Annotated in this window: 16 protein-coding genes; 9 read left to right on the plus strand and 7 right to left on the minus strand. The window is 63.4% G+C overall.

The window, feature by feature from the left end; all coding sequences use genetic code 11:
• Positions 1 to 34: 34 nt before the first annotated feature.
• The 3 genes from HY556_04415 to HY556_04425 form a co-directional block, all read right to left on the minus strand.
• Entirely contained in the window at positions 35 to 1,120 is a 1,086-nt protein-coding gene (locus tag HY556_04415) for a hypothetical protein (protein ID MBI4393029.1), read from the minus strand.
• A 163-nt stretch (positions 1,121 to 1,283) separates the two neighbouring features.
• Positions 1,284 to 1,742 (minus strand): RidA family protein, encoded by a 459-nt coding sequence (locus tag HY556_04420; protein MBI4393030.1) that lies wholly within the window; start codon positions 1,740 to 1,742, stop codon positions 1,284 to 1,286.
• Between the two features lie 243 nt (positions 1,743 to 1,985).
• Positions 1,986 to 3,734 (minus strand): hypothetical protein, encoded by a 1,749-nt coding sequence (locus tag HY556_04425; protein ID MBI4393031.1) that lies wholly within the window; start codon positions 3,732 to 3,734, stop codon positions 1,986 to 1,988.
• A gap of 450 nt (positions 3,735 to 4,184) precedes the next feature.
• On the opposite strand from HY556_04425, the gene HY556_04430 reads away from it, so the two are divergent.
• Positions 4,185 to 5,681 (plus strand): exo-alpha-sialidase, encoded by a 1,497-nt coding sequence (locus tag HY556_04430; GenBank protein MBI4393032.1) that lies wholly within the window; start codon positions 4,185 to 4,187, stop codon positions 5,679 to 5,681.
• A gap of 296 nt (positions 5,682 to 5,977) precedes the next feature.
• Here HY556_04430 and HY556_04435 read toward each other — a convergent pair whose 3' ends face one another.
• On the minus strand, positions 5,978 to 6,940 hold the full coding sequence (locus HY556_04435) for a hypothetical protein (protein ID MBI4393033.1): 963 nt from the start codon (positions 6,938 to 6,940) through the stop codon (positions 5,978 to 5,980).
• Between the two features lie 66 nt (positions 6,941 to 7,006).
• Between HY556_04435 and HY556_04440 the strand changes: the two genes are divergently transcribed.
• The 3 genes from HY556_04440 (at position 7,007) to HY556_04450 (ending at position 9,433) form a co-directional block, all read left to right on the plus strand.
• Complete coding sequence (locus HY556_04440; protein MBI4393034.1) at positions 7,007 to 7,864, plus strand: SDR family oxidoreductase; 858 nt, start codon at positions 7,007 to 7,009, stop codon at positions 7,862 to 7,864.
• Between the two features lie 109 nt (positions 7,865 to 7,973).
• A complete protein-coding gene (locus tag HY556_04445) occupies positions 7,974 to 8,477 on the plus strand; it encodes a hypothetical protein (protein ID MBI4393035.1) in 504 nt (167 codons plus the stop codon).
• 98 nt (positions 8,478 to 8,575) lie between these two features.
• A complete protein-coding gene (locus HY556_04450) occupies positions 8,576 to 9,433 on the plus strand; it encodes an NAD(P)H-binding protein (GenBank protein MBI4393036.1) in 858 nt (285 codons plus the stop codon).
• Positions 9,434 to 9,543: 110 nt separating this feature from the next.
• On the opposite strand, the gene cca is transcribed toward HY556_04450, so the two are convergent.
• Complete coding sequence (gene cca / locus HY556_04455; GenBank protein ID MBI4393037.1) at positions 9,544 to 11,715, minus strand: CCA tRNA nucleotidyltransferase; 2,172 nt, start codon at positions 11,713 to 11,715, stop codon at positions 9,544 to 9,546.
• Positions 11,716 to 11,718: 3 nt separating this feature from the next.
• Positions 11,719 to 12,267 carry an RNA 2',3'-cyclic phosphodiesterase gene (thpR, locus tag HY556_04460; protein ID MBI4393038.1) on the minus strand — a complete coding sequence of 183 codons (549 nt, stop codon included), beginning with the start codon at positions 12,265 to 12,267 and terminating at the stop codon, positions 11,719 to 11,721.
• 101 nt (positions 12,268 to 12,368) lie between these two features.
• On the opposite strand from thpR, the gene HY556_04465 reads away from it, so the two are divergent.
• Positions 12,369 to 12,992, plus strand: a complete 624-nt coding sequence (locus tag HY556_04465; GenBank protein MBI4393039.1) for a hypothetical protein — start codon at positions 12,369 to 12,371, stop codon at positions 12,990 to 12,992.
• Between the two features lie 69 nt (positions 12,993 to 13,061).
• On the opposite strand, the gene infB is transcribed toward HY556_04465, so the two are convergent.
• Complete coding sequence (gene infB, locus HY556_04470) at positions 13,062 to 14,870, minus strand: translation initiation factor IF-2 (GenBank protein ID MBI4393040.1); 1,809 nt, start codon at positions 14,868 to 14,870, stop codon at positions 13,062 to 13,064.
• Between the two features lie 268 nt (positions 14,871 to 15,138).
• On the opposite strand from infB, the gene HY556_04475 reads away from it, so the two are divergent.
• From HY556_04475 to HY556_04490, 4 genes are all read left to right on the plus strand, one after another.
• The gene (locus HY556_04475) at positions 15,139 to 17,379 is read left to right on the plus strand and encodes a hypothetical protein (protein ID MBI4393041.1); all 2,241 of its coding nucleotides are present in this window, start codon (positions 15,139 to 15,141) and stop codon (positions 17,377 to 17,379) included.
• Between the two features lie 191 nt (positions 17,380 to 17,570).
• Positions 17,571 to 18,323, plus strand: coding sequence for a hypothetical protein (locus tag HY556_04480; GenBank protein ID MBI4393042.1), 753 nt, complete (start codon positions 17,571 to 17,573; stop codon positions 18,321 to 18,323).
• Between the two features lie 233 nt (positions 18,324 to 18,556).
• Entirely contained in the window at positions 18,557 to 19,744 is a 1,188-nt protein-coding gene (locus HY556_04485; protein MBI4393043.1) for an IS21 family transposase, read from the plus strand.
• Positions 19,745 to 19,749: 5 nt separating this feature from the next.
• Positions 19,750 to 20,535, plus strand: coding sequence for an ATP-binding protein (locus HY556_04490; protein ID MBI4393044.1), 786 nt, complete (start codon positions 19,750 to 19,752; stop codon positions 20,533 to 20,535).
• Positions 20,536 to 20,593: the final 58 nt, after the last annotated feature.

Below are 20,593 nucleotides of genomic sequence, written 5' to 3' on the forward strand. Positions count from 1 at the left end.
ACGTCTTAAAGCGGTTCCGGCGCGCCGTTGAGCCCTATCCGCCGTTGACCCATGTCCTTACGTGGGACAGCGCAGAGAAGCGCGCGTCGGACACCAACACATCGTAGTTGCCTTCCACCAAGTCGACCGACCACAGGCCGCCGGGGCCGCATGGCTTCTCCGTGAGGTTCAACGGATCGCTGCAGTTGTCGGCGACGACGACGCGTCCCGGTGAGACTTCCTGAAGGCCCCACAAGGCACCGGCCACGCCGATGCGTGCGGCCACGCGCGACTCGCCCGTAGCTGGCTTCACGACGTGGATCAAACCGCCTGGGGCGTACTCGGAGATCGCGACCTCGCCGTTTCGAAGAATGGTCAACGCTTCGGGGTAACGGAAATCTTTTCCCGCCGTCACGAGGGTTGCTGCGCCGTTCGTCGCGTCGATCTTCCACAACGCACCGGCGCCGGCGTCGTCGGAAGTGTCCGATGGCGTGACAGCCGTGTGGTTGGTGCTGCTCGTCACGAGGTAGACGTTTCCGGCCCTGTCCGCCTCGATGTCGAGCCAATTGAAGACACCGACGCCGAACCTGGGGTCGGAAGCCAGGAGGCTGACTTCGCCCGTCTCGACGTCGATGGCCAATACGCGTGTTTCCCAGCCCGGGGAGTTCTCGACGTCCACGGCGATGGGCGTGAGCCTCCCCGTATCGGCCACCAACAACCTTCCGTCCGGAAGGCCCGTGATCCCAAGCGGCCCTGTGATCAGGCCGCCCGCCGCGAGTGTCTTCATGGACATCGTACCGAAATCGAAGGACACGACGGAAGGCGAATCGCCGGCAAGCGTCCCATAGAGGCGCTTGCCCGACCAGCGGATGGAGGAGATGTAGGACCCGTCCGGAATAGCCGGCGTGAACTCCAACGACGAAGCGGACCCGTCGGTAGCGTTTATCCGGTAGAGGGTCCCACTCGTGTCGGCGGCGATGAGGTCGACCGGTAGACGAGGCATGCTCTCGTTCGCCGTCGTGTTACCTGCATCGACTCCACCAGCGGGGCCCGAGGGGGCCGTGTCGGCGCCACCGCCTGGCTCATCGGCCACGCAACCGGTGAGAATGAGAGCGATGGCGATTGCCGGCATGGCCTTCATCGACTCCCCTTTGGGGGTCGAGGGATTAACCATTGTCGCTACGGCACTGGAACGAGGAGCGGAACACGACGCGTCGCCCCGACGGGGATCAGCCGGTGGAAGAGGCCCGAACGTCGGCTGTTGTGGGCCGCGCCTCTGGCGGGCCACGTCAAGTCACGACGCACTATTTCAGTTCGTAAAGGATCTCCACTTCCACCGGGACGCCCATCGGAAGTTCCGCCACACCGATCGTCGTCCTTGCGTGCTTCCCGTTCTCGCCCCAGACCTTCACGAGGAAATCCGAGGCACCGTTCGCCACCTTGTGGGCGTCGATGAAACCCGGCGCCGTGGCGACGAAGCAGTTGACGCGCACGATGCGAGCGACGTTGTCAAGGTCGCCCGTCGCGTCCTTCACGTAGGCGAGGCTATTGAGGACGCAAAGGACGGCGGCCTTCTGCGCCTCTTCCAAAGTCAGGTCCTTGCCGACCTTTCCCGTCCACTGGGGCTTCGCCTCGATCGTTGGAATCGTCCCCGCGACGTGGAGAAGATTGCCGGTCCGCACCGTCGGGATGTATGAAGCGACTGGGCGCGTGGTCATGGGAAGGGTGTGGCCGAATTCTTTGAGTTTGTTTTCAATCATCATCTTATCAAAACCCCGCAGAGGGCCGCTCCGCAAATAAGAATTGTGGCTCCAAGTCCCGCCTTCGTGGCGCAACCGCCGACGCTCATGATCGGGTCCGTGTCCACGTCCTGACCGGCGCATGAGGGTGCGAACATGTGTCCGACGGAAACGTTCCGTCCGAGCGCTACGAGGCGAGGACGGCCTGGGCTGAGGTTGCGGCGATCGCCAAGGCGAGAATGAGAACGAGGGACGGTCGGCCCAAGCTCAGCACCCCCGCGCGAACGCGAACGCGTACCCGACCGTCGCGACCTCGTCGCCGTTCAGCGTCACGTGGACGCCCTTCGCGACAACGCCTTGGGAGGCGGTCGAGTGCTGCTCGTTCAACACGATGCGCACGCCCGCGGCATCGACGACGGTGTTGGGCGGGATGAGGCCCGCATCTTCCACGAGTGGAACGCCATCGAGGAGGAGGCGCGCGATCTTGAAGCCCGCACTGTTCCCCGCGCACGTGGAGCGCGCGTGCGTCGCGACGCCCAGCGCTTCGAGGACGCGCCCGTCGGGAAGCGGAACGACCGCGTGCGCGACGTTCGCGCTCGAATCGATCCCACTCGCGTTGCCCTTGACGCGACCCTCAAGGATGCTGAGGCTTGCGCCGAGCGCCGCGGGCTCTTGCGCCGCGAGGCGGACGTCCGCCGTGGGCGCGGCGCGCACGAGGCCCGTGTCGGACGTCTTGCTATCGGCGAGGTCGAGCGCGTACGCGCGGCCCCAGCCGACGTCTTGAATCTCGTATTCGGCGACGAGACCGTCGCCGTAGCCGACGCCGGGCGCGCCCGCGTAGAGGCGCTCGCCGCTCAGGGCGACGGACGCGCCAAGGTTCGCGAACCCCGGGGAGCTGTAGTCGAGGTTCCGCAGCCAATTCGTCGTGACCCATCCACCATCGGGAAGATGGTGGTAGACGTCGACTGCGCCGATGTTCATGCCCGCCGTGTTCGCGTTGTCGAAGGGAGAGCCGACAAGAAGGGTCGGCCCCGTGATCTGCATCGAAGTCCCGTAACCACCAAGGCCGTGAAGCCAGGGGGGGGTGGACGGCGTGATGACCTTCCCGGGACCCCACGCTCCGCTCGACTGGTCGAAGACCGTGACGCGTCGGATCCCGTCGTCGAACGAGGCGGACGAAACGATCGCGCCGTCGCCCATCGCGAGCGACACGCCCGTCCACGGTACGAGGCCCGGCACCTCGGGTGGCGCGAGGAGCCTCGCCGCATGCGCCCACGCGCCATTCCCTTGGCGCTCGAAGACGTGGATCGAGCCGTACCTGCCGTCCACGAGCTCACCAGGAGCCCCCAGGGCGACCTGGTCCCCGTGGAAGGCGACCGAATAACCCAGACCCGACCACACGGGCGGGTCGAGCGTGAGTTTCGCGACCTCCGTGAACGTTCCGTCGGGGTCGAGGTCGAACACGAAACCCGCGGCCTGTCCGGGCGGGTAGTATGCCCCCCACGGGGCGCCCACCACGAGGCGGTCGTCGTGGAACGCGAGGCCCCAGCCGAACCCGTGGACGCCGGCGGTGACCTGCGGCTTGAGGATCTGGACGAGCTCCCAGCCGGAGGGCCCTTCGTGGTAGACGTAGACGACGCTCGTCGTGCCGTCGTTCCCGGCATACATGCCCACGACGGCCGTGCTCCCTTGGATCCCCACGTGGTGGCCGAACCCGCCGGTGGGGTCGAGGCGAGGATCGACGATGCGGGCCTCCACGTTCCACGCGCCGTCCTCGCCGCGCGCGAGGATGAAGACCTCATCAGATCGCGTCGGACCGTAGAACCGGTCCCAGCTTCCCGCGATCATGCGGTCCCCGTCGACGGCGAGCGACACGCCGAACATGCCGTGCGTCCCGGGCGCGGGGATCTTCTGGGACGGGAACGTCGCGTCCGAGGGCGACAATGCGACCGCGCCAATCGTGACGAGCCCGATCAGGACGAGCGCGCCCGGGATCGCGGCCCTTCGCGGGGCCATACTTCAGCACCCTCTCGTGAAGGCGAATGCGTAGCCGATGAAGGTCGTCGGATCCGCCCCGGATGGCTCGGGTGCGAGCCGAGGGCCGCTCGGCGGCATCGTGGGAAGCGCCATTGCGGGCGCCGCTCCGCCTCGCCCGCTGCGAGACGCAAAACCACGTGACCGACTCTGACTCCGAAGTAGTGCCATTCTCAGCCTCCGCTCTGTAGCACCCCGGTGGCTACATAATGGTTCCCTCCGATTCTCGTAAAGGGTCGGTGGGTGTCGGCCGCCACCCGCGCCTTGGCGACCTGGCTTCGTGATGCCGCCCCTTCGTTTCACAGCCGCTATCACGACGATTCGACAGCCGCTTTCACTACGATCCAGCAGCCACTCTCACTACGATCCAGCAGCCACTCTCACGAATCTCTATATTAGCCGCGTGGGCGCACTTCCCCCGGAGGCCGTTCCATGTCCACACAAACCACCGTGCTTTCGCTCCTACCCATCATGTTCGTAACCGTCATGGTCGTCGGAGGCGCCGGTGGCTTGTGGCAAGGTCCGTTCGCTTCCGAAGGCATTGGAGCCCCGGTTCTGCAGTCGGCGAAGGACGCAAACGACGTGGAGAAGAATGCCTCAAGCGGTTTTGACCGCGTCCTGTGCCCCTTTCCCATTCCTGTCCCAGAGCGCCCGCTCGAGCGGTGCAACGTCCGAGCGACCGCAAGAGTGGGTCCGGGGAACGAGATCGACCTCGCGATGGACCCTCAAGACCCGCACCACATGGTGGCCGTCGCTAAGGGGTGCAACCTCGAAAAGGTGGGCCGCCACCTGGGAACGGGCGGCGTCGTGACGCCCTACGCGACGACGTTCGACGGGGGCCTCACCTGGACGGAAGGGTTCCTCCAATCATCGGTGCCCGTCGTCGATGGACTTCCCCTCGGAGAGAGCGACGGTTACGCGAGCGACCCCGTCGTGGAGTTCGCGCCCGACGGAAGCGTCCTGTCCATGGTACTCCATGTCGACGAGGGAAGAAGCGGGCCCGACGGCCTCGACGTCTACAAGAGCGATGACGGGGGCCGTACGTTCGGGCCGCAGATTGTGGTGCTCCGTGAGTTCGTCGACAAGGAGTGGATGGTCGCCGATCCCGTGACCGGGAACCTTTACGCCGTGATGGACGGGCAGAACAAGGCGCTCGTGAGTTTCGACGGTGGGCTGACATGGGAGAAGCGCGGCGCCGTCGTCGGCGGGCCTCGCAAGAGCATCGACGTCGGCGCGGACGGAACGATTTACGTGGTCGCCCACTCGGGAAGCCACATCAGTTTCACCGAGAGCCACGACGAGGCCCGCACGTGGTCGTCGCCGAGAACAATAGCCGCGCACAATGGGATGCAGCTCAATCCCGCGAACCTCCGGCTCTATCGCACGCCGAATTTGCCACAACTAGCCGCCTCGCGCGTCGACGACACGCTCGTCGTCGCATGGGCGGACGACACTGGGCGCTTACAGCGCCCGCAGACATGCGCGGGCACCGGCTGTTTCGACCTCTACCGCCACGACATCTTCGTGACCCGGAGCCTCGATGGCGGTGCGACCTGGTCGGTCCCGTTGAAAGTGAATGAAGACCCGGTGGACGCGGCGTTCTCGTTCATGCCGGCGATCGCTTTGAGCCCGAACGGGAAGGACGTGCATGTCGCTTGGCTCGACCAACGGTTCGACCCCACCGGCGTCACGGCGGTCGTCTATTACGCGCATAGCGGCGACAAGGGGGAGACGTTCGATGCCAACCTCCTCGTCTCCGACCAGCCGTTCGTGACGACCCTGAGCCAGCACCAGATACTCGTCGGCCTCGGCCAGGGCGTCTTCATCGGCGACTACATCGGGCTCCAAGCGTCAAACGACAGGGCCGTCATCGCTTTCCCGGACACGCGCTACGGTCGCGCGGACATCTTCATCGCGACGGTGACGTGATCCCCCGCTCCGATGCCGCTTCCCGCGGGGTCCGACGCCCCGGAGGACGGGTCCGGGGAAAGAGCGCACGACGAGGCGCGCCGTGACCGGAGAGGGTTGGACTCGCCCGACGAAACATGAAACGGGTTCTCGCGCAGGCTTCGATAAGTCAACTGTGGTTACCCCGAAGAAGACACGTATTAGACCCTGGGCACGGTAACGTGCGAAAAGGGAACGGCTATGGTCGAAACCCATCTCCGGGCGCCCGCTTCCAGGCCGCCTCGAAAACCGGGTGAACCACGTCGCGGCTTCGATTTTCAGCGCGTCGTCCCATCGAGGCGAGCCTGATGGAACAACAATTGATTGGCAAACCCCGCGTGCCTTCCCCAAAACCTCCAGGCGCGCCCCTTGATCTTCTCGTACGACTGGCGCCGGCCGCGGAAGTACATCCGTTCCATCACCCGTTTGATCCAACGGTCGACCGGGAACGCCTCCGGTTTGTCGAGGCTGAAGAGCGCTATGCAATCCGCGATCTTCTCCCCGATGCCGTCGTAAGACATGAGGTGCTCGATCGTCTCGTCGTACGAGCGCGTCCTGAAGTCGGAAAGTTCGATGTCATCGTCGACCATGCGCCGCGCCGCGCCGATCACGAATGGGGCGCGAAAACCCATGGAGGTGACCCTGCGCACCTCCTGCTCGTCCGCGTTCGCGAGAGCCTGCGGTGTCGGGAACGCCCTGAAACCGCCCTTGAACCACGGTTCATCGATGGTGATGCGGCGACCGTACCTTTCGCATAGGCGTGAAACGACGCGTTCGATATTCGTGACCGAGTTGGCCGCCGAGATCGTGAAGCAGACCATCGTTTCCCACGGGTCTTGGCGCAGTATCCTTATGCCGCCGTATCGTTCGACCGCGCGCGCCGTGAAATCGTCGATGACGAACGCTTTCCGGTGGGCCTCCTGGTCGGCCGAGACCGCAAGGTATTGTTCGAGATAGGCGGTCTGCGACGGCTGCGACGAATGGAACTCCACGGCATCGCCGACTTGGCGCGCGTAGAACAGGCGGCCGCCGATGACGCCCGACATCCATGCATCGTGCCCGACGACCTGTGCCTTGATGCCGGCCCCGTCCACCTCGTATGCCGGCGGCGTCCCTTCCCTCCAACGGAATGCCTGGCCGCTTTTCAACGATTCCCTAAGAAGGAACGGAGCTGAAGCATGGATGGTCTGCGGTGCGGGGCCGGACCCTTGGCTCGTGACCGCGCGGCCGCTTTTGCGCACGTCGAAGGAAAAGGGACAAACGCTATTACCCTTTCCCGCATGAAACGTGACCAGATGGGCGACCAGATGACCGCGTCGGCCTCCGGCCGGAGGGTGGCGGTAGTAACCGGCGCCAACTCCGGCATCGGCAAGGAGGTCTCCCGGGGCCTCTTGCGCCACGGCTTCGCCGTCGTCATGGCCTGCCGCGACACAGAGCGGGGGGAGGCGTCGAGGGCCGAACTGATGGCGACGGTCCCCGACGCCGACGCGCGCGTCATGGCGCTGGATCTTTCAAGCCTAGAGTCCGTGAGGGCGTTTGCCGCCCGTTTTCAAGAGTCGTTCCCGGGATTGGATGTGCTCGTGAACAACGCGGGCGTCTACCTCGCGAGGCGCTCGACAACGGTGGAAGGGTTCGAAACGACCTTCGGCGTGAACCATCTCGGCCACTTCCTGTTGACCGGACTGCTCTTGGATCCCTTGAAGCGATCGGCGCCGAGCCGCGTCATCACGGTCGCCTCCGAGGCGCATCGGGGAGGGTTCATCGATTTCGATGACCTTCAAGGCGAGAAGCGGTGGAACGGGCTCAAGGCGTACACCCAATCGAAGCTCGCGAACGTGCTCTTTTCCGCCGAACTAGGAAGACGCCTCGACGGCACGGGCGTCACGTCGAACTCCATGCATCCGGGCGCCGTGCGCACGCGTTGGGCGAAGGGCCAAGGTTGGCTGGGGGCGGTGATGATGCTCGGCGCGCCATTCATGACCTCGGCCGAACGGGGGGCGGACACGGCGACCTACCTTGCCGTGTCCTCGGACGTTCAGGGCGTCTCGGGGCGGTATTTCATCAAGCGCCGGCCGCGTGAGCCTTCCCTCCCGGGGCGCGATCCGGAAACGGGGAAGAGACTATGGGCGGCGAGCGCGGAGCTCACGAAGCGCCCGACACCATGATCCTGCGCCCCCGGGCCCCCTTTCCGGGTCCTTCGCCTGGCGCCGAACGGCCCGACTTTGACACCCCCACTAGTCTTATATCCGACCTATCTCCCTCACGCGCCACGCCATGGACGGGCACCCCTCTCGTAAGCCGCTTGGCCGTCGCACGTCGCCCCGACTTCTGGCGCTGTCGCTCGTTGGCGTCACGCTCAAGGACAAGAAGAAACGCATGGAGCAGCGGCAGAAGCGACGCGACGAACGGGAGTCGTCGAAGTCACCGGGCGAATCGACGGGCGAATACGAGTTCCCGATGCCTGTCTTCGACGAGGAGGCGTTCCACTTGCGGGAGAACGCGTCGGCCAAGATATCGATAGTCGGCGTCGGACTCGGCGCCGTCCTCGGCATCGTCGCCGCCTACGCCCAACCGCTTCTCACCCGCGGCGATCCCCGGTTGTGGTTCCTCGGTCTCGTCTTCTTCCTCGCCGGCGCCGCCGCGATACGCCCACTCGTGCACTTGATCGGCGTCGACACGGCGAAGATGAAGGGCAAGGACTGGCTCGGCCACATGGCGACCATCTTCTTCACGTTCCTTGCCGCGTGGATACTTTTCAGCAACCCACCCTTCGTGTGACGAGGGGTCGCGCCGCCTGATGGGACCAATTACCTTCCGTGTTCCCCAGTACTGCATGTGCGCAAGGCTATTCAACGGCGGCTACTCCTATCCGTCCGATGCGCGTCGCACTCGCCGGGGGCACGGGTTTCGTGGGGAGGCACCTCGTGGAAGCGCTTGTTTCGCGTGGCCATGAGGTCGTGCTCTTGGCCCACGAGCGCGTCCCCGCTTCAGGCCGGGAGGTCACCGTCGTGCCAGACGCCTTCGGAAGCGACAAGACGATACGCCTGGCGGTGCGGGGCGCGGATTGCGTCATAGATCTCGTCGCCATACGGCGCGAACGGCCCTCGAAGGGACTCACCGCGGAAGCCAACATCCTCAAACCCGCGCTTCGCCTCATCGATGCGTCGCTCTCCGAGCACGTGGCCCAATTCGTCTTCATGAGCGCCAACGGCGTCGGCGCGGGCGTTGACACGCCGTATGTCGCCGCGAAGAGAGGGGCCGAGGACGCCGTCAGAGCCTCGGGGCTACGATGGACCGTCTTCCGACCGAGCTTCATCATCCATCCGGGTGGCGGAATCGTCGCCGAGTTACGCGACATGATGTTGAGAACACGCGTTTTCCCCCTCTTCATGACGGACGCGCGGGTCCAACCCGTGAACGTCGGGGACGTCGCATCCATGATCGCCTCGTCGGTCGGGAAGGCCGAGGCGGACGGGATGGTCTTCCACGTCGGTGGACCGGAGACCTTCAGGTACAAGGATCTCGTACGTCGGATCGCCCGCTCGACCGGAAAGACGATACTTCTCATTCCGCAACCGAAGTCGCTGGCTCTCGTTGGCGCGTCGATCCTTGGAGGTTTCGGATGGTTCCCGGCGACGAGGGACGAACTTACGATGCTCTTCGCCGGAAACGTGGCGCCCGAAGGCGAGTGTTGGAAGTTCTTCGGGATGGAACCGACGCCGCTTCCGATGTAGGCGCCATGCGGGACGTTCTGCTGGATTGTTTCCGACGGGTCGTCATCGCCGCCCCTACGGGCCCATTGGGGGCAAGAGTCGGCAGGCCGCGAGGACGCAGTGGAGATGCGCTAGCGTTCCCACGGCGGTTTCCCATCTATGAACTGCGTCACGAACCGCCTATCGAGCGAATTCACGACATCGTCGCCCGTCAACACCTCGTACCGCTCCTTGACCTTGGCATTGACGGCCTTTCCAAGGTCTAGGTCCGCGAGTTTTGCATGGACAAGCTCGATGACCTTGGTGTATTCGCGCTTCTTCACGACGACGAGGCGCCCGCGCTCCTCCCGGACCGCGCTCAAGGCGTCAGGATGCGCGTCCCATTTTCGCAAGAAACGCTCCCGGTGAGGCATGAGGTCCGCCGGCGGCCCGATGTGCGTCTCTTCGGGCGGGAGTTCGAGAGTGTCGAGTTCGAAGATGACGCCGGCGCCCATCCCGACCGGCGTCTTGTCGCCGCGCCCGCCGGGAAGCGGTGCCCGGGCCATGCCGGACGCGTCCCACCGGCGGACCTTGAATCCGTAGCGTTCCAGAAGATCCGTCGCCGAGGTGGCGCATTTCCTCAGCTGCGCGGCGAGGGCGTCCTCCAGTATCTCGGGGCGGTCGAAAGTGACCGCGAGGACGTTCTTCTTCTGGTCGGCGATGAGCCGCCGCAATTCCCATGTCGTCAACGGGACGATGGGACGCGGGAAGAAAAACTCGAGCGCCGGTCGGCGTAGATACGCGGCGCTCGCTTGCTGGAATATCCTGAGGCTCTTCTCCGACACGGCGGAGGCGACGTTACGCCCCGGATCCACGGGGTCGATGAACGTGAGCGGGGCGCCCGTCTCCGGCGGGTCCTCGACCGCGTCGAGTGTCACAAGGACGCCCTTCGGCCACCGCGACGATGCGGCGAGCACGGCCCGGAACGACCCGTACTTGAGGACGAGCAGTTCGGCGAGGTAGCCCGAGAAACCCTGCACCCCGGCATCGGCGCCGTAGACTCCGGTCCCCCGCATCATCGCCTTCAAGAGGCGCACGTCGCCCCGCGCCTCCGGTTCGAGGTTCTTCTTGACGTACTCCGTATGGAACGGTGTCCGATCCACCGCCGATAGTTTCTCCCCCGCCGAGGCGACGTCGTAGCAGGGGACGATGTCGGCATTGTACTCCTTGAAAGTCCCGAAAACGTACGGGTGTTCGGCGTACTTCTCGATCCCATCAGGGAGGACCTTGTGACCGATTTCGAGGCCCTGTTTTTCGAGCGCCTCGCGGGGCGTCGATGGATCGAAAAGGACGAAGACGTCTATGTCGACGCTTTTCCCCGGCATGTCGAGGTAGGTGTCCTTCGGCACGCTTCCGACCATGCGGACCTTCACGTCGAGGCCCAAGGTCTTCGCCTCGCTCGTCACGTGGTCCACGAGTTCGCTTGCCGAGGAGCGCACGTGGAGCTTCTTCTCGGGCGACGGGCCGACGCGCTTCAACGCCAACCGCTCGACGCTCGTTATCCTGTCGGAAAGCGCGGCGCCGAAGGCGCCCACGACGAGTGACATCGCGACGTCGGTGAACCAGTGGAGGCCGAGGAGTATCGGACTCACGACGGTGATGGCGGCGTAGGAGTAGCTTGCGAAGCGGAAGCGGCGGTTCACCGACTTCGACGCGGCCGACGCGAGGATGATGGCGACCGCGACGTGGATGCTCGGCAGGCTGTCGTCGCGCCCGATGAGCGTCTGGTAGAAGTCCGAGACCTCCGGAAGCACGACCGATGCGGCACTCGTGAGGCCGAGCGACGCGTAAGGCGGAGCGACCGGCACGGCGAGGAAGAACGGAAGGGCAAGAAGCAGGGCCACTGGATACCCCATGAGCGCCGTCTTCGCCGCGCGCTCGTCGTCCGTGAGGATGTAAAGGAGCGGCGCGAAGAAGATGATGAACGGGTGGACGAGGAAGTAGGTCACCGTCGAGATGATGTACACGGCCTCGGGAAGGCCGAACACCGCGTCCCGCACGTAACCGCCTTCAAGCCGGGCGAGGACACTCGTGACACCGGAGCCGGCCGGAGCGCTGACGCGCGGGAAGTAGGCCAGGAACAGCAGTTGAAGGACGAGCGAAGCTCCGATTATCACGAAATAGTTGCGGTAACGCCCGAAGAGCCTCCTCGCTTCGCCGACGGTCGGCGGGGAGTAACCGTAGGGAAGGAAGAACGCGGCGGCCCCGATGAGGAGGATCACATCCACGGCCATGATGACGAGGACGGCGTCGACAGATGCCAAGCGTCACACCAACCCGACCGATTCGAGTACGGTGTAACGCGGCCCCGACGGGAGGAGATCCGACCGGAAGAGGTCGATCGACGATATCCGCGCCTTCCCGAAATCCATGGAACGATGTCGCTCAAGGAAGGATTGTAGGTCCTTCGGCGGATCGTCGCGCACGCGCGCGAGCGTCAAGTGGACCACGAACCGTCGCCGCTCCCTCTCGAACCCGAGCCCGGCAAGGCCATCCTCCAACCGTGCCGCCGCGTCGGCGAGCGCCTCGCCACCGCGCGAACCTGCCCACACCACTTTCGGGCGCCGCTCATCGGGGAAGCATCCGACGCCGACGAGTCCTAGCTCCGTCGCCTTCGCCAAGGCGCCGGCCGCCCGGATGACCTGGACCACATCCTGGATCTTGCTGTCCGCTACGTCCCCGAGGAACTTGAGCGTGATGTGGAGGTTCGCGGCGTCCACTGCCTTCACGCCGCGTCCCATCCTCGCGAGTTCCGAGACAGCCTCCACTAGCGACGGGTTTGACGGGACCTTGACTGCGATGAACGCTCGGACCATCGACGGCAGGGGAACGACCCGGTTTTTAGATAAAACATCTTATACAATCGAGCCGTGGCGACCGGCTGAACCTTATATAAACCGTCCTCCTTTCAAGACCGATGAGTCTCCAAAAGAGCGACATGACCGTGGGGATCGTGGGCCTCATCATCTTCGGCATCGGCGCCGGCGCCGCCTTGGTCTACCAAGACACCGGCGCCACAGGGGTCGCTACACAACAATTCTACAACGTTGCCTGGGCGAGCGCAAGCCGCGATCAGGCCACCTCCCCCTTGGTCGTGGCGGACGGAGCGACCCAGACGCTCAGCCTGCCGATCACGGACAATAACGTCACGAGGATCGCCTTCACGCTGACGTGCACCGACAGCGTTCAGCAGGCGCCGGCCACCGTCGTCGTGACGTTCCGGGAACCTGCCGGGAACAGCACGGGGTCGCAGATCTCCATGAACTGCAATGCGCGGGCCGCCACCACCTTCACGGGGGCGTCGACGCCGAACGCCACCCGGACGCAAGGAGCTAGCGAGGCGAATGCGACGGAGAACCTCGGGCGCAATTACACGACGATGCTCGGGAAGGGCACATGGACGGCGACGGTGACGAACCAGGGCGCCCAAGCCCCCGTCGGCGGTCAGGTGCTATCGCGTCCGAACGGGAACATACAGGCGACGCTCTCTGCGAGAGTCGATTATTACAGGGCGACTTTGAGCGCGGCGAGTGGAAAATAGTCCGGAAAGGCGCCTACGCGGGTCCCGCCGACGAAGCGATGGAGTAGGTCTTGGAGTACGTACTTATACCTACATTCCCCAGAAGGCTCGCTCGCTCTTCCGTTTGATCTCGCACACCTGGTCCAAGGTCTCCTGCTCGTCAAACGTGAGCTCGACTTTGCGTAACGCCTTCGCCTCGCCTTCGTGGAGGTCCACGTAGAGGATGTCCTCCTCGTTGATCTGCCGCCCCACGGTGGCATCGTCGATGGCGACCGCGAGCTCCTCGCCTTGCTTGGCCTCTTTCACCGTCTCCTCGCCCGACCGCAACGACTTGATCTTCCCGATGTCCTTCCCATCGTCCCGGATGAGCGTCTGGCCCGCTTTCACCCTGCCCGCCAAGACGCGCACACCGACTATCGCGGGCCTTGAGACGCGGAACGTGTGGTTCGGGAGAATGCGGATCTTCCCCGGATACGTTATCTCGCCGCGGCTTTCCGCCTCGAGTTCCTGCTTCTTCTTCTCCACCCACGCGGCGTACTCGTCGATGAGGTGGTAGATGACGTCGCTTGCGAACACCGCCACCCCCGTCTTCTCCTTCTCCGTCTCGGCGTCGGGGAGGACCTTCACGTTGAACGCGAGTATCGCCCGCTTCGTCTGGTCGCGCACCGTCGCCGCGTCGACGACGGCTCTACGCGATACGTCGCCCACGGCGGCGGACTTCACTGGGATCTGTTTCTGTTTCAACTCGAAGCCGATGGCCTCGAGGCTTCCCAACGTGTCGGCCCGCAGGAATATCCCATCGTCGGCCAACTCCATGGACACCGTGGATTCGCGTTCGACCATGGCCACGAACTGCGCGACGTCCGCCTCGTCGCAAGCATAGAGCGGGCCGCCGGCGATGGCGCCTTCGAGGTTGGGTGCCGATATCTTGACGCCCGAGGCGGCGGCCACAGTCTTCGCTGTCTTGAACCGTTCGCGCGGGTCGCGGATCTCATCGAGCGGCGCGGGCTTGAGAAGCGCTTTCGTCTTCGTGACGATGGGCGCTTGGAGACCGCCGATGACGATCGTGTCCGATGCCGAGAGCGTCCCATCGTAGATGATGACGTCGAGCGTCGTCCCGAGGCCGCGCTCTTCCTTCACCTCCAGGACGGTTCCCCGGGCCTTGGCGCCGAGCTCCGTCTCCAGCTGTTTTTCAAGGAACCGCTGCGCGAGCCCCACCAGGACGAGGAGGAGGTCAGGGACACCTTCTCCCGTGCGCGCGGAGAGCGGGATGATGGCGAACGCCTTGGTGAAATCGGCGACGCGGTCGTACCGATCGCTTGAAAGGCCCATCTCCGACAACTTGCCGATGAGCTCGTAGGTCTTCTCGTCCAGGAGGTCCTTCACGCGCTGCGGCTGGCCGGAGAGCGACTTCATGATAGGCGAGTCGGGCACCGGCGTCCAACCGAGGAGACGGTCAATCTTGTTCGCGGCGATGACGAACGGCGTTTTGTTGCGGCGAAGGATGTTGATCGCCTCGCGCGTCTGAGGCATGAGGCCTTCGTTGATGTCGACGACGAGTATCGCGATGTCGGCGAGCGCTCCGCCTCTCGCCCGTAGCGACGTGAACGCCTGATGCCCTGGGGTGTCGATGAAGAGCAGGCCCGGGACCTTGAACTCCTTACCGGCCATGAGCGGGCCGCAGATCTCCCGGATCGTGTCGAGCGGCACCTCGGTGGCCCCGATATGCTGCGTGATCTGTCCGGCTTCCCGCGCCGCGACGGTGCCGCCCCTTATCTTGTCAAGAAGCGATGTCTTCCCGTGGTCAACGTGACCGAGCACGGAGACTATCGGCTGCCTAATCGTCACCCTGCTCCCACCTCCGTGCGAGACAAGGTGACGACGCCGAAGCGGAGTCATCGAAGCCGAGGACGGACACGATGGGTTGTCGGATCGTCATCATCTTGGTTTCGGCAATGACGGAACCCTACTTAAGCGGATTCTTCAGGCATCATGAGAGGCGCCACGGCATCATGATAAGTCGCATTGTCCGCGGCGACCCTACGAGCCGGGACGCCAAAAAAGCATGGTCCTCGGCGTCGCGCCCCGGATTGTTATTGAACGGCCTTCATCTCAAATCCTTTATACGTGTTCAAACTTGACCAGTAGCGGTCCTCACATGTCCAGGTTGAAAATTGTCGCTTTTCTGGCCACAGCCGCGATCGCCCTCTCCGTCTTCGCCCCGACCACGTCGGCGGCCGGGACGGATCCGAACCCCGCGGTCTCGGAATGGATCGACTCGACTTACAAGATCACTTTCACAAACCTGACTCGCCTCGACCTCGACATCACGGCAAAGGTCCACAAGGTGCGCGTCCAGGGGACGGACTTCACCGCGGACTCCGCCAGGGACCAGTACAACGGTATCTCGAACTTCGGCGGCTTGGGCGCGGGAGCGACCTTCGTCACGAAAGTGGAAGACAGCCTCAACGCGACGTTCCAGACAGCGCTTGCGGGAGCCTTCCCCGAGGCAGCGACGCGACGCGTCACAGAGACGAAGCTGAACCTCACTTCGCTCACCGTCAGCAACTCCGCCGACCCTCTGAACGATTCGTATCAGCCCACCATCGACATCACGATGAAGGCCGTGATCCTCCAAAAGAGGAGTGCCCTCGGCATCTCGTCCATCTCGGACGCCGCCATCGACGCGGCGTTCGCGGCCGGGGCGCGCTTCACGACGAACGTGACCCTATACGCCGACCCCGGGCACAACGTCTCGTACGTCATCACGGCACCGGCCGGGCTCTCGTGGAGTAGCCCCAGCGCTGGAACGCTTGGTTCCTCCAACTCGACGCTCTCTTACGCGATCACGAACTGGGATGCTCTCTCAGGCTCGGTCCAGAAACCGAAGCTTGGCGTCACGCTCCTTGACGCAAGTGCCGCGACGTGGACCAAGGAGGCGATCTCCACTTCGGTCGAATTGGCGATCCCTTCCTTCAAACTCACGGGCGAAAAACTCCCGCTTACGGCGACCGTCAAGATCAAGATCGGAGTCATCAGCGTGAAGGACCGGTTCCCGAGCGCGCTTCCAACGTCAATCACTTTGGACTTCATCAGCGCCGACGCGCTCAGGGCGTTGAAAGCGACGGGCGCCGTCAAGGAAAGCGACCTCACCGGCGGCGAAGCCACTCTCCTCTCCACTCTCAAGGATTCCCTGGAGGGCCCGCTCGGCGCGGATGTGACCGTCACCGGCGGATTCTCCGACGCGAGCCTCGACGGAGGGGCGACGGCACCGTACCGCGACACCCCATCCGTGGTCTTCGAAGCGAACGCCGTTGGTGGGTACACGCTCGCTGCCGCCAAGGACAAGGACCTCACGGGCGTCTTCTCCATCGGAGCGAAGATCGAGACCGAGTTCACGCTCACGAGCGACGCAGGGCGGGTCACCGACTACAAGATCTCGATCCCCTCAAGCGTCGAGTTCGAGAGCGTCACCGGCGGCGGAAGTGCTGCGTCCGACGGGCACTCGGCGACTTGGACGGTCGACAATTCCCTTGGGGCTGACGAAAAACAGGTCAAGGCCAAGATGAAGATCCACGACAAGGACGCCACCAAGTTCACCGCCCAGAAGGCGAAACTCGGCGTCACGGTCGACATCAAGGACCTCGACATCGACATCGTGAAGGCCGTGCGGCGCGACTTCGGGAAACTGCTCGTCGACGTCGACATCAACGGCGAGCTCGGCGTCATCGTGGTGCCCGACGAGTTCAAGGACAAGCTCCCTTCCGGACTTGAACTCGAATACCTGTCAAGCGACGCCATCCGGATACTGCTACGCGATGGCTTCATCTCGCAGTCACAAGTGGATGAACTGCAGACGAAGCTCCTTACCGAGGCCCAGACGCGCGTCTCGGACGCGATCGGTGGGAACGCGCAGATAACGGGTGGTCTCGACGAGAAGAGCCTTGCATCAAGCCTCATCGCGACGAAGCCATCGGGCGACAAGCCGATAATCTTCAAAGCGCACTTGTCGATCGAGAAGTCCCTGAACAGCATCGGAGGAGGTGCGGCCGCGATTAACCTCATGACTGTGCCGCTCGACTTCGACTTGCCGCGCCTTCAAGACCTCGACACGACCTACAAGGTCATCCTGCCCAAAGGGATCAGCGTCCTCGACTCGACGGCCGACGGCGGCACGATCGAGAAGGGGAAGACCGCCGACGGACGCGACTTTTTCATGGTCTCACCGACCGGCGACTCGGCGCAGACGCACGTGACGATGGCCATCACCGAGTCCATCGTGATCGCGAAGTTCTGGCCGGTCCTCTTGGCAGCGGTGCTTGTGCTCCTCCTGATAATCGGGCTCCCGATCTGGTTCATCTTCTTGAGGAAGAAGAACACGAAGGGCGAGCCTCCGGCAGCGCCCTGAACTCGCCGGTGCGCGCGCAATGCGGTCCCTTGACGGGGCGACTCCCTTCCTGGGACCGCAGATCGCTCTTTCCGCTTCTTATGGGCAAGACGATGTACGGTACCGTTCGGGCAGAAAGAGATGACTTTATGGGCCGCCGCGTCGGTTCCCCGCCGATGCGAGCACGGCCCGCGTTTGTCATCGCTTGTCTCATGGTTCTACCTGCCTTCTCCGGCTGCACGATCCCAGGCCTTGGCAACGGCGGATTGATACAGCGAAACCCCGGCGACGCGGCGAAGGACATAGTCTCCGGCTCGACCTATTCGAGGCTCGTCGTGGAGATCGACTACGAGGTGGGCGGCGACCCGAACTCCGAGGCCGTGAACCTCATGGAGAACCGGCTCCTTGCAAACACGGGCAAGATCGACATCGACGTCGTGAAGGAAGCGGGGGTCGCCGGCAAAGGCGCGGGCGCGAAGTACACTTTCGATGAGGTGAACCGCCTCATGCAGGGCGCCCGGAGTCGCTCCACGGGCGGGGACACCGCGGTGATACATGTCCTCTACGTCAACGGCGGAAGCACCACGGACCAGGGAAGCTCCCAAGTCCTCGGGGCGGCTTATTGCGCAACGTGTATCGTGATGTTCAAAGGGAACATACGAGAGAACACGCGCTCCGACGGGTCGCTCCCGATCACCGGAAAACCCGAGGAGAAGCTTGTTGAAAGCGCGGTCCTGGTACATGAGGTCGGGCACATCATGGGTCTCGTCAACGTGGGAACACCGATGGTTACACCGCACGAGGACTCGGCCCACAAAGGGCACAGCATTAGCAAACAATCTGTGATGTATTGGGAAGTCGATTCGACCCGTCTCCTCACCGCTTTTGGGCTCGATGATATTCCTGACGATTTCGACCAAAACGACAAAGCAGACCTCTGCGGCGTTAGTGGCAGATGCCCATAGGCCGGATTCCTTGGTGCGCGAAGCACGCGGGCCAGATGCCGAATACGGATGTCGACATCTCGCACCGAGCGCCGCGATTCAAGGTGGGTTTTCTCCTGAAAACGCCGCCTGAAAAGTGCTCAGTTCCGCCGAAGTAAAAATGCCCACCCCCCGCTTGCCCGGCCAATGGCCGAGGCGAGAGGATGATTGGGTTCGAGGTGTGGATAATGATTCGGCAACTGAGAGAACAAGGAATGAGCATAAGCGCGATCGCGCGCGAACTGAACATCAACCGCAGGACCGTCCGCAGGGCCCTCCGAATGGAAAGGCCTCCAGAATACGAGCGAGCCCAACAAAGGTCGAGCCCGTTGGAGCCTTTCAAATCCCACATTCGGGAACGCCTCAAAGAGTACGACTTGAGCGCAATCCGCTTGCTCGACGAGATCCGGCAGAAGGGCTACGAAGGCGGATACACGACGGTCAAACAATTCGTGGCCAGCGTGAAAGACCACCAGGTGCTCAAGGCCGTGGTCCGGTTCGAGACGCAACCAGGGGGGCAGGGTCAGGTTGACTGGGCCGAGTTCGGCCGAGTCACAATCGACGGCGTCGAACACAAGCTCAGCGTGTTCAGCTTCGTCCTCGGGTACAGTCGCATGAAGTACGTCGAGTTCGTCATCGACACCACGACGCCCAGCCTCATCCAGTGCCACCTCAACGCGTTCCAGTACTTCGGTGGCTACACGAGAGAAATCCTGTACGACAACATGAAGCAGATCATCCTCGAACGACGCGAGCGACCCGACCAGATCAAGTGGACGCCGCTCTTCGAAGACTTCGCCAAGCACCACGAGTTCCTGCCCCGCTTGTGCAAGCCGTACCACGCGTGGACTAAGGGCAAAGTCGAAAACTCGGTGAAGTTCATCCGCGGCAACTTCTTCGAAGGCCGCGTCTTCACGAGCCTCCAAGACCTCAACGCGCAAGCCATCGCGTGGTGCGACGTGGTCAACAAGCGCGTCCATGGCACGACAGGCGTGCCGCCCGTCGAGCGCTTCGCCCACGAGAACCTCGTGCCGCTTGCAGGAAAGCCAGCGTACGTCATCACGCAGACGTTCTACCGCAAAGTGAGTCGCGAGTGCTATGTGAGCTACCTGGGAAACCGGTACAGCGTTCCCTGGAGGTACGCAACACGCGAAGCAGTCCTGCGTATCAAACAAGGCCGCATCCTCGTGGAGATCGCGGGAACACTCGCCGCAGAGCACGACGTTCACCTCGGAAGCGGGAACGTCACGAGACAGTCCGAACACTTTGCGGGCCTCCTCAAAGCCACGAGAGACCGCATAGCACAACCCAACCGCGTGCATGACTGGACGAACGTTCCAAACGTAGAGCAACGCGCATTGAGTGAGTACGATCGCGTCCTCGAAGACTTTCCTGGAGCGTGAAGCGCGTGACGCATCTCGCTTACGAGCGCGTGCACGCGAACCTGAAAACACTCGGCTTGACGACGGCCGAGAGCATCCTCGATGCGACGCTCCAGAACAAGCAGAACGAGGAGAAGACCCCGCTCGAGGTCATCGACTACATCGTGGAAGAAGAAGTCAAAGCGAAGCGCGTGCGCGCGAGCGAAACGCGCTTTCGACTTGCCAGGTTTCCCGCGAGGAAATCGTTGGACGACTTCGACTTCAAGTTCCAACCAGGAGTCGACCAAGCCACGATCAAGGAGCTCCGCACGCTGCGTTTCTTGCACAATGAAGAGAACGTCCTCTTCCTTGGCCCGCCTGGCGTTGGCAAGACGCACTTAGCGATCGGGCTTGGAGTGGAAGCCGTGCATCACGGGTTCACGACGCTCTATACGACGGCGACGAGTGTTGTGGAGCAGTTGCGGAAGGCATCGCGTCGTGACGAATTTGAAGAGAAACTCCGGCAATTGTCCAAACCGCGGTTGCTCATCCTCGACGAGGTCGGGTACTTGCCGCTTGACAAGGAGGGCTCGCATCACTTCTTCCAGCTCGTCAGCCGCCGGTACGAACGCGGCAGCACGATCTTCACGAGCAACAAGCCCTTCAGCGAGTGGGGAGAAACACTCGGCGACAGTGTCATCGCGAGCGCGGTACTTGATCGTGCTCTTCATCATTCCACGGTCGTCAACATCAAGGGAGACAGCTACCGATTGAAGCAGAAGAGGCGGGCCGGAATCATGATTCCCGGCGCGCCGGGTGACAGGAAAACGTAATATGGGACTGGGCACTTTTCAAATGGCGATTCTGGGCACTTTTGGGCCGGCGCTTACA

This window comes from Euryarchaeota archaeon, assembly GCA_016207515.1.
Lineage (GTDB): Archaea > Thermoplasmatota > SW-10-69-26 > JACQPN01 > JACQPN01 > JACQPN01.

Coding starts and splice junctions, on each gene's coding strand:
- HY556_04425 (MBI4393031.1), bottom strand. CDS start 3,734: ATGGCCCCGCGAAGGGCCGCGATCCCGGGCGCGCTCGTCCTGATCGGG.
- HY556_04465 (MBI4393039.1), top strand. CDS start 12,369: ATGAGTCTCCAAAAGAGCGACATGACCGTGGGGATCGTGGGCCTCATC.
- infB (MBI4393040.1), bottom strand. CDS start 14,870: ATGACTCCGCTTCGGCGTCGTCACCTTGTCTCGCACGGAGGTGGGAGC.
- HY556_04485 (MBI4393043.1), top strand. CDS start 18,557: ATGAGCATAAGCGCGATCGCGCGCGAACTGAACATCAACCGCAGGACC.
- HY556_04450 (MBI4393036.1), top strand. CDS start 8,576: ATGCGCGTCGCACTCGCCGGGGGCACGGGTTTCGTGGGGAGGCACCTC.
- HY556_04420 (MBI4393030.1), bottom strand. CDS start 1,742: ATGATGATTGAAAACAAACTCAAAGAATTCGGCCACACCCTTCCCATG.
- HY556_04480 (MBI4393042.1), top strand. CDS start 17,571: ATGGTTCTACCTGCCTTCTCCGGCTGCACGATCCCAGGCCTTGGCAAC.
- thpR (MBI4393038.1), bottom strand. CDS start 12,267: ATGGTCCGAGCGTTCATCGCAGTCAAGGTCCCGTCAAACCCGTCGCTA.
- HY556_04415 (MBI4393029.1), bottom strand. CDS start 1,120: ATGAAGGCCATGCCGGCAATCGCCATCGCTCTCATTCTCACCGGTTGC.
- HY556_04445 (MBI4393035.1), top strand. CDS start 7,974: ATGGACGGGCACCCCTCTCGTAAGCCGCTTGGCCGTCGCACGTCGCCC.
- HY556_04430 (MBI4393032.1), top strand. CDS start 4,185: ATGTCCACACAAACCACCGTGCTTTCGCTCCTACCCATCATGTTCGTA.
- HY556_04440 (MBI4393034.1), top strand. CDS start 7,007: ATGACCGCGTCGGCCTCCGGCCGGAGGGTGGCGGTAGTAACCGGCGCC.